Below are 13,678 nucleotides of genomic sequence, written 5' to 3'. Positions count from 1 at the left end.
CACGAAAATGACCTAACAAGCTTCGCACCGCCGCTCCAGCAACAATGTCATACCGCATCCGTGCCCGGTGAAAGTGTGGCGCCACGGTCTCACAGCGAATCGGTCAATCCTAATTATTGCAACGCCTTGTCGATTGCCTGCGTCAACTGCGCGACATCGGTGCTGTACGGAATGGGTGCGACCAGATTTCCATCCTTGCCCATCAAATAGAAAATCGAAGAATGGTCGACGCTGTAGTTCTTCGGATCGCTTTGGTCAGGCACCTTCTGATAGAAGACGCGATATGCTTTTGCCGTCGCTGCAATATCGCTCGGACTGCCGGTCAAGCCGACCAAGCGCGGCGTGAAATTTTTGACGTAGGCTGCAAGTTTCTCTTGGGTGTCGCGCTCGGGATCTACCGTAATGAAGATCGGGACGATGTCTTTGCCGCGATCTCCGAGTTTCTCAAGAGCGGCCGACATGACCTGCAGGCCGGCCGGGCAAATATCGGGACAATTTGTGTAGCCGAAGAAGACGAGCATGTATTTGCCGCGGAAATCTTTGTCGGTCACGTGTTTGCCCGTCTGGTCGATGAGGCTGAAGGGGCCTCCGACCAGAGCCTTGCCGGTAACTTGGGTCTGACCCTGAGAGGGACCTTCGGCCGTTCTTGTACGAAGGGCCAAGGTGCCAAACGCAGCGCCTATAATCAGGCCGGCTACGGCAAGTCCAATCATCGTGCGGCTCATTGCTTGAAGTCTCCATTGCCCTTTGGGTAAAAAAGCAGCTGCACGTTCACGTTCTTTCGATTTTTCCGATTACGTGCGCAGGCTCGTCTATCATGCGGCTTGAGGTCACCACAGCAAAGTTTGGATTCCAGCGCCATGAGCATGCCGGCAGATAGCACGACCGCAGCCGCGCCGGTCTTGAAGGGCATCGTCAACGAGCGCGAGAGTCAACTCCGTCTCGTTACGAGCGTACGATTGCGTTGGATGGCGGTTCTTGGCCAGCTCGCTGCCGTCGCTCTTATCAGGTTAGTCTACGGCTTTCCGTTCAATATCGGAAGTTGCCTTATCCTGATCGCGATGTCGGCGTGGCTTAATGTCTTTCTGTCGATCCGCTATCCCGCGCGTCATCGCCTCAGCACGCCGGTCGCCTTCGGGCTTCTCGTCTACGATGTGCTGCAGCTTGCGGGACTTCTATATTTCACGGGTGGAATTCAAAATCCGTTTTCAGTGCTGCTTGTCGCTCCGGTTACGGTCGCGGCAGCGACGCAACCGCCGAAATATACGATCGCGTTGGGCGCAATCGTCGTCGTTGCCGGATGCGTGCTGATCTCGAATCACAATCCGCTTCCTTGGTATGAAGGGATGCGCTTCGAACTCCCTCGTGATTACAAGGTTGGTGCTTTGGTCGCGTTGATCGCCTCGATGGCGTTCATGGCCTTTTATACGTGGCGTCTGAATAAGGAGGCGCGACAGATGTCGGCGGCACTTGCGGCGACCGACATGGTTCTTGCGAGCGAACAGCGGTTACATGCGCTCGACGGACTTGCTGCCGCGGCGGCGCATGAGCTTGGCACGCCGCTATCGACTATCGTGCTCGTTGCGAAGGAACTTGAGCATGAGCTCGGCCCGGAGAGTCGTTTTCGCGACGATTTGCAATTGCTGCATAGTCAGGCCAAGCGGTGCAGAGAAATTCTTCAAAAGCTGACGCGTAAGCCCGGCGAGCAGGATCCCATGCACGCGAGCCTAAGTGTGGAAGAGCTTCTCGAAGAAGCCGCAGCGCCTCACAAAGCGGCAGGTAAAAGGATCATGATCTCGGCACATCCGTTCGCGGGCCAAGATGAAACGGCGCGCGTCGAGCCCGTCGTCCATCGCCGGCCGGGTGTGATCTACGGTCTCGGAAATCTTATTGAGAACGCCGTGAGCTTTGCCGTGTCGGAGGTGCAACTCACGGCACGATGGAATGCGACACACGTCGTCTTCACCATCGTCGACGACGGACACGGGTTTTCTCCGGAGATGATGGACAGCATTGGCGAGCCTTACGTGACATCGCGCCGCTACGAGGAAAAGGGCGATAAGGCGCATTCTGGGCTCGGCCTTGGGCTGTTCATAGCCAAGACGCTGCTTGAACGCTCGGGGGCGACGGTGACGTTTTCAAATCAGCCGCCGCCGCGAAGGGGAGCAATGGTCCAGATTGCCTGGCCGCGTAACGCGTTCGAGCTTCCTCCGGGCACTTTCGACTGGCCCGGGCGCCGCCGCCCGGAGGTCAAAATCGGTTAAGATTGCGACTTTTGGCGAAAAGGTATCAGCTCGAACACCCGTCTGGTAACCTTTCAGCCCGGTTTTTCGGAGTTTCAGGGCTTGCGGCGCATGTGGTGGCGTTGGATTATGGCTATAAGGAACAACTAAATAGGTGAGCCCTGATGCGGGAGGAGAACTTGGTTACCGAGGACCTGTCATTCAAGCAGGACGAACTGCCGGCCGACCGGTCGCTGGTCATTGTCGATGATGATCGCGCGTTCTTGCAGCGCCTCGCGCGAGCTATGGAGCTTCGCGGTTTCGAGGTGCGTTCCGGTCATTCGGTTGCCGAGGGTATTGATCTCATTCGTGAGAAACCGCCCGCGTTTGCCGTCGTCGATATGCGGCTCGAAGACGGTTCCGGTCTCGATGTCATCGCTGAACTTGCCAAGGCCCGCGCGGATTCCCGCGCCATCGTGTTGACCGGGTATGGAAACATCGCGACCGCTGTGACGGCTGTCAAACTCGGCGCCGTCGATTATCTCGCAAAGCCCGCCGATGCGGATGATGTGACCGACGCGCTTCTGGCGCCGAGCGATTCGAAGGCACCGCCGCCGGAAAATCCAATGTCAGCCGACCGCGTGCGCTGGGAGCACATTCAGCGCGTTTATGAATTGTGCAATCGCAACGTTTCGGAAACCGCACGCCGTCTCAATATGCATCGGCGTACGCTCCAGCGTATTCTCGCGAAACGCGCTCCGAAATGATCGAACGGGGCCTGTTTCGGCTCCGCTCCTTCTCCGATTTAATCCATCGCAATTCCGGCGCCCGGATCGCTTTGCCCGTGCAGCCGCGAGGCGGCCGTGCGTGCGAATGCGAGCGTTAAAGCTTTTTTTCGTGCAGGCCCTAATGGATGGCGGGGCGGTGCTCTGACGATCTCGCCCGCATAGGCGTCGGCGAGAATGAGGCCCGCATCGGCGGGTAAAACGTCGGCGGGAAAATCCGGGGCAACGGCGAACAACAGCGCGTCGCAGTAGTCTCGGTATTCGCGCCATTTCTGGTCGGCGCGGAAATCCGCAATGCTCGATTTGATTTCAACGATCCACGCCTCTCCATTGGGACCGAGTGCGAGGATGTCGGCGCGACGGCCGTTAGCGAGACAAACCTCGCTCAGACTTTCAAAGTTAAGAGCGCGTAAAAGCCGCTGCGTGCCACGGAGGATGGCACGCGCCTGCGAGTCGTCGCGCATGATGCTCGCGGAAGCGGCAAGAGAATGATTCATTGCGGAGGAAGGCGTGTCGGTCATGGTCCCGCCATTATGGCCATGCGACAGTCTCTCAGACAAGCAAGCGGCGGCGCGCCTTGTCCAATTGCAAGGTCCGCCCGTTCATTGACACCGCTTTCTGGGGGGACTGTGGCATGGTTTTCTGGCGTAATAGGTCGGCAAAAAAAGCCGAGACGCCGGTTGTCGTCAGCGAAGAGTCTGCTGCGGAAAAGTCGGAAGCTCCAAGTTCCGAGACGCCGAAGACCGACTCGCCGACCAATGTCGTCACGCTGGTCACGACGCGCCTTGCGGACAGATTGGCGAACGTCACCGTCGGTGCAACACCGCCCGAAACGCAAGACGCGAAGGCTATCAAGCCGCCAAAGGTTCCGACGGTCGCAGAGCCCGCCGCGATCGTTCCAGTCGATCAACCGCACATCTTCGGGCAGAAGCGCGCCGTTGCGCGGATTCGTGCAGCGCTATCGTCGAGCGCGGGCGAGCATCTGATCGTTCTCGGTGAACCCGGCACAGGACGGATGGCTCTCGTGGAATCTCTTGCCGCGGAGGCGACGCGCAAAGACGTCGATGACTGGATCTACGTCATAGAGCGGCACACGCCTTCGCGCGCCAAAGCATTTTCCGTTCCAAGCGGGGAAGGCGGCCGTGTTGCGAGAGAAATGTTTTCGGCGATCGACAAGGCGAACATCGCTTTCGAGCGCCACCTCAAGAGTGACGAGCACCGTATCAGCCTCGATCTGCTCGAAGAGGAGATTCGCTATCTTGGGGACAAGGCCGTCGAACAAGTGCGGCGGCGGGCGGAGGCTCAGAACATCGCTGTCGTCAAATCTCTCGATGGATATGTGCTTGCGCCGATGCACGAGGGACGCGTCGTGCGCTCGGACGTTTTCCGTGCGCTGCCCGAATCGTTGAAACGCAATGTCGAAGCCAAGATCACGACGCTGGAAAACGAGTTGCAGTCAATCGTCGCGACCCTTCCCGACATCGAACTCGAAGCCAGCGCGAAATACGAGGCGCTGATCCGACAAACGGCGTTGCGCGCGATCCGGCCCAGTCTTGCTGCGCTGAAGGAGTCGTGTGCCGATCACCCTTCGGCCGGTGCTGCCATCGACGCGGTCGAAGAGGCGTTCGTGGCATCTGCGGTTGCGAGTGGAGGGACTAGTGCGCAATCGGCGATGCTGCTCGATTTCGTCGATAAGGATTCGCCCGAACGACGAAAGGTCGTGACGGCCCGGAATGTTTCGGCCAAGGACCTTCTTGGTGAAATCGGGCGCGACGCACTTGGGCGCCCCGCGTATATCCCCGGAGAGCTGGCGCGCGCGGGGTCGGGATTCGTTATCATCGAAGCGTGGCGGCTGGCCTCCGATCCTGCTGCATGGTCGGCTTTGAGTGCGGCGCTAACCTCGCGGAAGATCACGCCGCTTTCCGGTCCCGGTATCTGCGTTAAGGCCGATCCGATACCGCTCGAAGCGACGGTCATTCTGATCGCCGACGATCAATCGTGGTCGAAACTGCAAGCGATTGAGCCCGGGGTCGCGAGGTATTTTCTGCATGTTGCGAAACTCGCCGCGACGGCGCCGCTTGCCGAACTGCCTGAACTGGAATTTTCAAAAGGTGCGGCGCGTTTAGCTGCCGACAACGCGTTGCGGCCGCTTGCGCCAAGCGTGGCACCCATCATCTATAAAGATGCGACCCGGCGCGGCGGCGGACGCGTTTCGCTGTCCTGTATCGCTCTGCTGCACCTCCTGCAAAATGCGGATTCTATTGCGGCGGATCGCTCCGCTTCGCAAATTCGCGCTTCCGACGTTACGGAAGCGCTCGCCCTACGCGCAGAGGCGGATGCCCCATGATGGCGCATGTGGCCGAGGCTTCCGAGCTTAGCGGCCGCGTCGTCTTGTGGCTCGATCCCGAGTTGCGGTGTACGCCGGAGTTTCTCGACGCACCATTGCGTCTAGCGGCGGCCTATGACGCGGAAATCGAGACGGTCGTCGTCGATCCGATTGCCGAGGACGATGGGGCCTGTGACGTCCCTGTTCGCAGACTGGCACGCGGCGCGGCTTCGGAGGTTCTGGCGATCGAGCATCGGTTCGAACTTCTGGCTGAGCGGTGCAGGCGCGAGGTCGAGCGCGCGGGCGCTAATCGCAAAGTCAAGGTTCATCATGCCTTCGCGCAGGGTGACGCTATCGATCGCATCGCCGAAATGTGCTTGGCGCGTGGTCCGTGGAACATCGTTGCGCTGCGCCTGCCGACACTCGGCGGGCAGTCCGTCGTCGGTTCGCTACTCGCAAACGTTAGTGGCGCCACCGGATTTCTTTTATGTGCCGAACATTCGGCAAGCACAAAATCTCCCATCGTGGTGATCGTCGAAGATGCCGATAGGTTGCCGTCGATGTTGCGCGCGGCGGAGCGGCTTTCTCAGCCGGACCGTTCAATTCATATTGTGATTGGTGCTGAAACCACGGCCGAGCACGTAGAACTTGAACAGCAGGCGCGCCTCTTGATGGCGGATGCGCCTACGGTCGTGTTCACGTCGGTTGGGCCGACGTTCGGTGTGCCGGGCGTGTTGACCGAGGCTGTTGCACGTATGAAGCCGAGCTTGATCGTTGCGCGCTTCGGCGGCGCGGCGCTTGCCGACGGCCGGGAACTCACTCGGGCGTCGGCTGCGACGCGTGCGCCGATATTGCTCGTTCGATAATTGCCCGGCAGGGCACTATTGTTGCGGCGGGAAGATGATGTTGGGATCGGCTTCTCCGATCGCGGACAGATCGCGGCCTTCATATTCGACGGCCAGGAGGACGTGGCGGATTGTTTCCAGACGGGCGCGGCGCTGATCGTTGGCGCGAACCACCGACCACGGCGCGGTCACGGTATGCGTAAAGCGGAACATTTCGATCTCGGCCAACGTGTAGTCGTCGTATTTTGAGAGCGACGCATAATCGATGTCCGATAACTTCCATTGCTTTAGTGGATCGTGGCGCCGCTCGAAAAAGCGCTCAAGCTGCATTTCGCGGCCGATCGTCAGGTAAAATTTGAAAAGCCTGATTCCATCGCGAACGAGCAGACCTTCGAACTCCGGCGCTTCGCGAAGGAAGATCGCCAATTGATGTCCGGTACAGAAGCCCATGACGCGCTCGACGCCGGCGCGGTTGTACCAGGAGCGGTCGAAAAGCACGATTTCTCCGGCCGTCGGAAGGTGGACGGCGTAGCGCTGGAAATAGAGCTGTCCGCGCTCCGTCTCCGTAGGCTTCGTCAAAGCGACGGTGCGCGTGTTGCGCGGGTTCATGTGCTGGTTAAAGGCCTTGATGCACGAGCCTTTGCCCGATCCGTCGCGGCCTTCGTAAAGGCAGACGATGCGGCCTCCGGTTTTCAAGTTGTGTTTCTGTAATTTGATGAGCTCGATCTGGAGCGCGAGGAGCCGTGCCTCGTACTCCTTTTTCTTCATCCGCTTGTCATAGGGATAGCCGCCCGAGCGCATCGCGCGCTCTTCGATCTCCTTCGGCAGTTTTGGTGCGTCGATGGAGAAGCCGCGCGGAAGTTGCGAAGCTGGTTTCGAAATGCAATGCGCCTGGCTAGCGAGCGGATCGATCGAAGTTGCTTCGGCGCCAGGTGACGGCGAGGTGCTCATCTCGGCCGCCTTGTCGTCTTTGGACTTGGATTTTGCCATCGGCATTTCGCTCCCATGCAGCGGTGCCGAGGCTAGCATATGGCGCTTGCCGACTTCGAGAGCGTACGGAAAAGGGTTAGCGATCCGGAAAATAGGAAAGCCAGCAGCTGTCCCCCTTGCAGACTGCTGGCTTTCCGTCTCCGCAGGTCCTGCCCCCCGGCTTGCCTGCGGAAAAATCTCAGGACCGATTTACCCGCGCGACTTCGAATCTGCCGCGGCAAGAATCGCATTCGCGGCAGCGGTCGTTGGGCTTTCGACTTCGGTGCGCTCACGGCGGCGCGGCGCGACCGGCTGGAAGGCGCGGCGGGCGTGGACCTCGCAATAGGGCAGCAACGGGACCTTGTTGCGGCCGCAGAAATGGAATTCAGCAGTTTGCGGATCACCGATCGGCCAGCGGCAGCTGCATTCGGTCAGCGTCTGGATCGTTTTGCGCTCGGCGAGCGGGATCTCGATTTCTTCGGCGGGCGGCACGTAGACTTCGGAGTCCATATAAAGAGCACGGACCGCGGGATTACCCGCCTGCGCGAAGCGCGGCTTCACGGGCCGCTTCGGATTGGCCATGCGCGTGCGCGGCCGATGCGTTTTCATGCGTGAAGTCGTCGCCCGGCCCGAAAGGCCAAGGCGGTGAACCTTTCCTATGACCGCGTTACGGGTCACACTTCCTAGGCGGCCGGCGATCTGGCTAGCGCTTAGTCCTTCCGACCAGAGCCTTTTCAACAGATCCACGCGCTCATCAGTCCAAGACATGCGTCGTATGCTCCCTCTCGAGCCGCATTTGCGGCGTGCACCCCCCGGTGCCCGCAGAACCACAGACGGCCGAACGCGAGGCCCAGACGCGCACAGTCGACTCGACAGCACGCGGCGTAGGACGACGGTCCCGACCGGTTACAAACGCGGAAACTTTAGGAAAACGCAGAACATACGCGCCAAGGACGCGGGCAGCGGATACAAGGCTGCCCAGGGCGCGGTTGGTGCCGATACACAGCCGAACGAGGGGCGCGGAGCGCCGCCACATCTCGTGGCCCAACAAGGGTAAATTACAACATGCTGAATCCCGCCTACAAGACAGAGGTTTAGTCTTAAGGGTATTGACAGGAATACGTTGCGAGCCAGCAACAGAACGATTCGCGGCCGGGGATATGTCCCAAATGCCTGTTCGAACCCTGTTCTTTCAACCATTGGGTTGTAGCGTTGCAATATTTTCCCGCAAGAGCCTGCCTAACGGGCCAATTCGTTGACAGCGGTGGACCCTGCGCGTATCAATGGTTGTGTTTGAGCCGCCGGAAGTGGGCGGCTTTTTGATTTTCCGCCTGAGGTTATCCACGCACATGGCAACTTCCCCCGCAGCGCTGGGGAAAACACCCGGCCGTTCCCCTTCTTCGCCAGGCGCGCCGTCGACGGCCGTCATGGGTACGTACGGCCGCCAAAACGTCGTGTTCGTGCGAGGCGAAGGCTGCTGGCTGGTTTCAGAGAATGGCGATCGTTATCTGGATTTCGGGTCCGGAGTGGCGGTCAATTCTCTCGGACATGCGCATCCGGCGCTCGTTGCAGCACTTAAGGCGCAGGCCGACAAGCTCTGGCACACCTCCAACCTTTATCGCGTCGAAGGGCAGGAGACTGTCGCCGAGAAACTGACGCGCCTAACATTCGCGGACTGCGTTTTCTTCTGCAACTCCGGAGCAGAAGCCTGCGAAGGCGCGATCAAGGTTGCGCGGCGTTATCATTATGTTTCGGGACATCCCGAACGGCAGCGGATCATCACATTTCGTGGCGCTTTTCATGGGCGGACCTTGACGGCGCTTTCGGCTGCCGGAAACGAAAAGTATCTCGAAGGCTTCGGACCGGAAGCGCAAGGGTTCGATCATGTCGAGCCGGGCGATCTCGCCGCCATTGAAGCAGCGATCTCGCCGGAAACGGCGGCGATCATGCTTGAGCCAATCCAGGGGGAAGGCGGTGTTCGCGCGTTCCCGCCCGAAGTTTTGCGCGCCATCCGCGATCTTTGCGATGAGAACGGCTTGTTGCTCGTGCTCGATGAGGTGCAGACCGGCGTCGGCCGCACGGGAAAACTTTTCGCGTATGAGTGGGCAGGCATAACGCCTGACGTCATGGCCGTTGCGAAGGGGCTTGGCGGCGGATTTCCGGTCGGCGCAGTTCTCTCAACGGCGGAAGCAGCGAAAGGTATGACGCCCGGCACGCACGGCTCGACGTTCGGCGGCAATCCGCTGGCGATGGCCGTCGCTTCAACTGTGCTCGATATCGTGTCGGAGCCTGAGTTCCTTGAGGACGTTCGGACCAAGGCGTTGCATCTGAAGCAAGGGCTCTCGGGACTTATGGACCAGCATGCCGATGTCGTCGAAGAGGTGCGCGGCGAGGGGCTGCTGATGGGACTCAAGCTCAAAGAGCATGTCGCGCCCGCCGAGGTCGTCAAGGCCGCCGCCAACGACAAACTGCTTGTCGTGGGAGCGGGCGACAATACCATTCGACTTCTTCCACCCTTGATCGCTTCCGATAAGGAAATCGCCGAGGCTATTCAAATTCTATCGCGCGCACTCTCGCGCGTCGCTCGCGAGGTTCGCTGATGCTTGAGAAAGCTCCGACTTTAATGACCGCAAAGCAATCGCCCCGGCATTTTCTCGATATTGCCGATCTCGATTCCAAAACGTTGCGTAAGATCCTCGATAATGCGCATGAGATGAAGCGTGCCGGTAAGCGCGTCCCGAAAGAGTTGCGTCCCAAGGGCATTGAGGACGTCGTTCTTGCGATGATCTTCGAGAAGCCTTCGACGCGAACGCGCGTCTCGTTCGATATCGCCATGCGGCAGCTCGGCGGCGGGGCGTTGACGCTCAATCATACCGATCTTCAGCTCGGGCGCGGCGAGTCGGTGGCGGACACGGCACGCGTCCTTTCGCGTTATGCCGACGGCATCATGATCCGCGCCAACGCGCACGCGACGCTCGTCGAACTGGCGCAGTATGCGACAATTCCGGTTATCAACGGTTTGACGGAGAAAAGCCATCCGTGTCAGGTGATGGCCGATATCCAGACGTTCGAGGAACATCTCGGTTCGATCAAGGGGCGTACCGTCGCCTGGATCGGAGACGGTAACAACGTCGCCGTCTCGTGGATGCACGCTGCTGTGCGTTTTGGTTTCAAGTTGAAGCTCGCCTGTCCGAAAGCGCTCTATCCCGAGGCGGAGGCCCTGGATTGGGTGCGCCGTGAGAAAGGCGACGTCGAAGTCGGGACTGATCCCAATGAAGCGGTCAAGGGTGCCGACTGCGTCGTGACCGATACGTGGGTGTCGATGGGACAGTCGGATGCCGCGAAGCGGAAAAAGATGCTTCAGCCCTATGCCGTCGATGCGAAGCTGATGAGCAAGGCGAACAAAAAAGCGATCTTCATGCACTGCTTACCAGCCTATCGCGGGCACGAGGTGAGCGAAGATGTTCTAGAAGGTCCGCAGTCGGTTATTTTCGACGAGGCGGAGAACCGGCTTCATGCGCAAAAGGCCATTCTTGGATGGTGCTTTGGCGGCTGATGGCCAGAGCCCAGGTCCATGGCGATTGAATCGCAGCCAGCGTTGACCGCATCGGACGATTGCCTCGTCGTTTTCCGCACGCAGCGGTCAAATGTCCGTGGTCGCCTTGTACGGCTAGGCAAGACGCTGGACGCTGTCGTTACGCCGCACGCGCTGCCCGACGTTCCCAGCCGCTATTTATCGCAAGCCGTCGCGCTCGCGGCTCTTTGCGGTTCGCCGTTACCTGAGGGCGGCAATCTCAATCTTCAGACGCGCTCTGACGGTGCCGTTTCGATCTTGGTTGCCGATTATGCAGCGCCCGGCCGGTTGCGTGGATATGCGCGCTACGACGCGGACAAGATTGCGAAAGGCGATGCGCTTGGGGACGGGCATCTTGCCCTTACACTCGATCCGGGACCCGGTGAAGAGCGCTATCAAGGTATCCTTGCTTTCGAGAATACACCGCTTGCGGCGACGGCCGCCGCTTATTTCGAGCAGCGAGAGATGATGCCGACGTTTATCCGGCTTGCGGTGGCGGATCAATTTATCCGCTCTCAAAACGCGGCCCCGGCACAGTCGCGATGGCATCGGCGGGCCGGCGGTCTGATGATGCAAAGCGCGGCGACGCAGGGACGCGACGACGATGACGAGGCTAGCGAAAATTGGCGTCGTGTCGAGATGCTCGCGGCGACGGTCGAGGATCACGAGCTTCTCGATCCGGAGCTATCGATGGAGCGCCTACTGCTTCGGCTTTTTCACGAGGAAGCGGTTGTTGTTGAACGTGTTATACCGCTTTCGTCCTTTTGCCGATGCAGCCGTGCGAAAGTCGAGAATGTGCTGCTGGCGTTCGGGGCGGCAGACCTTTCGGATATGCGCGACGAAAGCGGCCGGATCGTCGTCACGTGCGAGTTCTGTACGGCGCAGTATTCGTTCTCGTTGGGAGATTTGAAGCAGGCGCAAGACTAACCATCTTTTATCCTGTCGGAGCAGGATGTGCGTACGGCCGGACTTGTTTTAGCTCATAGCCCGCCGTTTGCGGCCTTGCCCTGCTGACCAGTTGCGTCGCGCGGGTCGCTGTTTTGGGGCTTTGCGCCTGAAACGTCATACTGTGTCTTGGATCGTGCGCTGGCGATCTGCGAGCCGTCGAGCCTGCAAGTACCGGCTTTGTCCATCAGGACGAACGCGGGATTCGGCTTATCGACAAACTCAGCACGGGTGACCTTGCCATCGCCGTTGGCGTCGTAATATTTCAGGTCGGCTGTTTGAAAGAGACGATCGACTTTGACGAGATTTGGCCATTCGTCGGCTTCAAGCGAGTCGTCGTGATTGGTATCGGCACCATTGAAAAGATCTTCTGCGTACGACTTCCATTCGTTGCAGGTGACGACGTTGTCATGGTTGGTGTCCCAGCTTCCCGCGGCTTGCAAAAAGGCGCGATCGACGTCGGACAGCGTGTTGCCGCCAAACGGGTTGATCGAACCTATCGAACCAATCGACGGCAGCGGCGCAGTGGAGCAAGCCGAGAGGGCCATCCCGGCGACCATTGCGCAGATCAGATTAGAAACGGATTTCGAGCGCACGGGCATGGGACTGTCTCTGAGTTCGCGAGTGCATGCAGATCAGGGCGCATTGGTACTCCCAACACTGCGTCGATAGCGCGGCAGCATTGGAAAAAACGGTGGGTTGATGCCGATGAGCCCGAAGATGTCGCACTCATGTCACACGACCGTCCGGTATCGTCAAGTTTCTGTTTTTGTTCGGGAAACGCATTCGCGTTTGCGTGGCTTACGGGTTTCGGCTTGGTTTAAGCTCTCTTTACGCGTCAGCTCTCGGCCCAATCGCCGAGGCGAGTGAGAAATTCCGCGCATTTCGCGATTTCGCTTTCGGCGATCCATTCGTCGGCGGTGTGAGCCTGCGCGATATCGCCCGGTCCGCAAACGACGGCCGGAGCACCCGCGTCTTGAAACAGTCCTGCTTCCGTTGCGAACGAAACGGTGTGCGTCTCGTTCTGTCCTGTCAGCTTCAGCGCGAGCGCGACGACATCAGAAGCACGGTCTGCCCCGAAAGGTGGAACGCCTTCATTGCGCCTGATCGAGATGTCGGCCTCCGGCGCTACGGCCCGCATCTCGGGCAAGCAGTTTTCTTCGGCGAACGCGCGGAGACGCTGTTCGATGAGCAATGGGTCTAGCCCAGGAAGCGCTCGAACCTCGAAACCGAATGTGCATGTGACGGGGATGATATTCGACGCGGTTCCGCCATCGATCGTCGTCACCTGTACGGTCGGATAGGGCGGATCGAAGCGCGAATTGACGGTCGTATGCTTGAACTCGTCCTCGATGCGTTCGAGTTCTTCTATCAGGCGGGCGGCATAAGTGATGGCATTGACCCCGAGCGGCGCCATGCTCGAATGCACCGGGCGTCCTTTGACCTCGACGTGCCAGCGCACAGGTCCCTTGTGCGCATCGACGACGCGCATCGACGTCGGTTCGCCGACGATGACCATGCGCGGTTTCGGCAGGTTCTTGCCAAGATCGGCAAGCATCGGGCGGACTCCGATGCAGCCGATCTCCTCGTCGTAAGAGAAAGCAAAATGTATGGGTGTTTTCAGTTTGCGGCGCTTGAAATCCGGGGTGGCGGCGAGGACGGCGGCGATGAAACCCTTCATGTCGGCTGTGCCGCGTCCATAGAAGCGGCCATCGGCAATGCGCACCGTGAATGGGTCGCTGGTCCAGTTCTGTCCATCGACGGGCACGACGTCCGTATGTCCCGAAAGGGCGATCCCACCTCCGCCGTCCGGCCCGATGGTGGCGTAAAGCGATGCCTTTTCGCCATCGCTACTCACGATGCGGCGCGACGTAACGCCATGCTGACGCAGATAGTCTTCGATGAACGAGATGAGTTCAAGATTGCTGCGGTGGCTCGTCGTGTCGAATGCGACAAGGCGGGCCAGCAGTTCGGCCGGCGCGTAGATCGGACCTTTCGCATTCATTGTCTGT

General features: G+C 59.5%; 13 protein-coding genes. 7 read left to right on the top strand and 6 right to left on the bottom strand.

From position 1 onward, the window contains the following. Positions 1 to 113: 113 nt before the first annotated feature. Positions 114 to 725: an SCO family protein gene (locus VHB22_RS14240; RefSeq protein ID WP_325457644.1), complete on the bottom strand. Its 612-nt coding sequence runs from the start codon at positions 723 to 725 to the stop codon at positions 114 to 116. Between the two features lie 135 nt (positions 726 to 860). On the opposite strand from VHB22_RS14240, the gene VHB22_RS14235 reads away from it, so the two are divergent. Both VHB22_RS14235 and VHB22_RS14230 read left to right on the top strand, forming a co-directional pair. Next, positions 861 to 2,264: an ActS/PrrB/RegB family redox-sensitive histidine kinase gene (locus VHB22_RS14235; RefSeq protein ID WP_325457643.1), complete on the top strand. Its 1,404-nt coding sequence runs from the start codon at positions 861 to 863 to the stop codon at positions 2,262 to 2,264. Between the two features lie 143 nt (positions 2,265 to 2,407). Continuing rightward, positions 2,408 to 2,989, top strand: coding sequence for an ActR/PrrA/RegA family redox response regulator transcription factor (locus VHB22_RS14230; protein WP_325457642.1), 582 nt, complete (start codon positions 2,408 to 2,410; stop codon positions 2,987 to 2,989). 38 nt (positions 2,990 to 3,027) lie between these two features. Here VHB22_RS14230 and VHB22_RS14225 read toward each other — a convergent pair whose 3' ends face one another. After that, positions 3,028 to 3,528 (bottom strand): MmcB family DNA repair protein, encoded by a 501-nt coding sequence (locus VHB22_RS14225; protein WP_325457641.1) that lies wholly within the window; start codon positions 3,526 to 3,528, stop codon positions 3,028 to 3,030. 113 nt (positions 3,529 to 3,641) lie between these two features. Here VHB22_RS14225 and VHB22_RS14220 point away from each other — a divergent pair, with 113 nt between their 5' ends. After that, positions 3,642 to 5,354, top strand: coding sequence for an AAA family ATPase (locus tag VHB22_RS14220; protein ID WP_325457640.1), 1,713 nt, complete (start codon positions 3,642 to 3,644; stop codon positions 5,352 to 5,354). Beyond that, the gene (locus VHB22_RS14215; protein ID WP_325457639.1) at positions 5,351 to 6,199 is read left to right on the top strand and encodes a hypothetical protein; all 849 of its coding nucleotides are present in this window, start codon (positions 5,351 to 5,353) and stop codon (positions 6,197 to 6,199) included. Before VHB22_RS14220 ends, VHB22_RS14215 begins: the two co-directional genes overlap by 4 nt. Positions 6,200 to 6,214: 15 nt before the next feature. On the opposite strand, the gene ppk2 is transcribed toward VHB22_RS14215, so the two are convergent. Both ppk2 and VHB22_RS14205 read right to left on the bottom strand, forming a co-directional pair. Then, a complete protein-coding gene (gene ppk2, locus VHB22_RS14210) occupies positions 6,215 to 7,168 on the bottom strand; it encodes a polyphosphate kinase 2 (RefSeq protein WP_325457638.1) in 954 nt (317 codons plus the stop codon). A gap of 189 nt (positions 7,169 to 7,357) precedes the next feature. Next, positions 7,358 to 7,915: a GcrA family cell cycle regulator gene (locus VHB22_RS14205; protein ID WP_325457637.1), complete on the bottom strand. Its 558-nt coding sequence runs from the start codon at positions 7,913 to 7,915 to the stop codon at positions 7,358 to 7,360. Between the two features lie 659 nt (positions 7,916 to 8,574). Here VHB22_RS14205 and VHB22_RS14200 point away from each other — a divergent pair. The 3 genes from VHB22_RS14200 to VHB22_RS14190 are packed head-to-tail and all read left to right on the top strand — an operon-like array spanning position 8,575 to position 11,648. Beyond that, positions 8,575 to 9,747 carry an aspartate aminotransferase family protein gene (locus tag VHB22_RS14200; RefSeq protein ID WP_325457782.1) on the top strand — a complete coding sequence of 391 codons (1,173 nt, stop codon included), beginning with the start codon at positions 8,575 to 8,577 and terminating at the stop codon, positions 9,745 to 9,747. Beyond that, entirely contained in the window at positions 9,747 to 10,703 is a 957-nt protein-coding gene (argF, locus tag VHB22_RS14195; protein ID WP_325457636.1) for an ornithine carbamoyltransferase, read from the top strand. The genes VHB22_RS14200 and argF overlap by 1 nt, the downstream gene beginning before the upstream one ends. An 18-nt stretch (positions 10,704 to 10,721) precedes the next feature. After that, positions 10,722 to 11,648: an Hsp33 family molecular chaperone HslO gene (locus VHB22_RS14190; RefSeq protein WP_325457635.1), complete on the top strand. Its 927-nt coding sequence runs from the start codon at positions 10,722 to 10,724 to the stop codon at positions 11,646 to 11,648. A 53-nt stretch (positions 11,649 to 11,701) separates the two neighbouring features. Here the strand turns inward: VHB22_RS14190 and VHB22_RS14185 are convergent, their stop codons facing one another. After that, on the bottom strand, positions 11,702 to 12,268 hold the full coding sequence (locus VHB22_RS14185) for a histidine kinase (RefSeq protein WP_325457634.1): 567 nt from the start codon (positions 12,266 to 12,268) through the stop codon (positions 11,702 to 11,704). A gap of 236 nt (positions 12,269 to 12,504) precedes the next feature. Further along, entirely contained in the window at positions 12,505 to 13,671 is a 1,167-nt protein-coding gene (gene argE, locus VHB22_RS14180) for an acetylornithine deacetylase (RefSeq protein ID WP_325457633.1), read from the bottom strand. Positions 13,672 to 13,678 lie beyond the last annotated feature (7 nt).

The sequence above is a fragment of the Hyphomicrobium sp. genome (genome assembly GCF_035548195.1).
Classification (GTDB): domain Bacteria; phylum Pseudomonadota; class Alphaproteobacteria; order Rhizobiales; family Hyphomicrobiaceae; genus Hyphomicrobium_B.
Note: the sequence above shows the minus strand (reverse complement) of the source record. Positions and strands in the feature narration are given on the sequence as shown.